At 55.6% G+C, this 322-nt stretch carries 1 pseudogene; it reads right to left on the bottom strand.

Annotated features, from left to right (window positions below):
* A pseudogene (trbA, locus tag E0D98_RS26285) lies at nucleotides 1-322 on the bottom strand (IncI1-type conjugal transfer protein TrbA); the annotation flags it as partial.

Here is a 322-nt window from a genome sequence, read left to right as displayed (position 1 = left end):
GGTCAACGCCCTTGAGCCACAGCCAGTTCGGAGGCGTCAGGCGCAAATCATGTGCGTAAAGCCAGACCAGACCGCTGCGAACGTAACGGTGCTGCCTGAGCCACTTTTGTGCGCCTTCTGTTTTGATAACCCGGATAAAGGCGTTTCTGGCCAGTGAATACACCGGCGTGCTGAAACGCCCCTGGTCCCGTTTACTTTTGAGCCTGCAGGAGAGATTGAGGTTGTTCATCAGGGCTACCGCTGCTTTCCGGTCACCGAGGAAGAACTGCAGGCCAAAGATGGCAAAGAGCGCTTTTTCATGTGGGGCCATGTCTTTCCAGCT

This window comes from Escherichia sp. KCJ4928, assembly GCF_004352695.1.
In the GTDB taxonomy this organism is placed as follows: domain Bacteria; phylum Pseudomonadota; class Gammaproteobacteria; order Enterobacterales; family Enterobacteriaceae; genus ECMA0423.
Note: the sequence above shows the minus strand (reverse complement) of the source record. Positions and strands in the feature narration are given on the sequence as shown.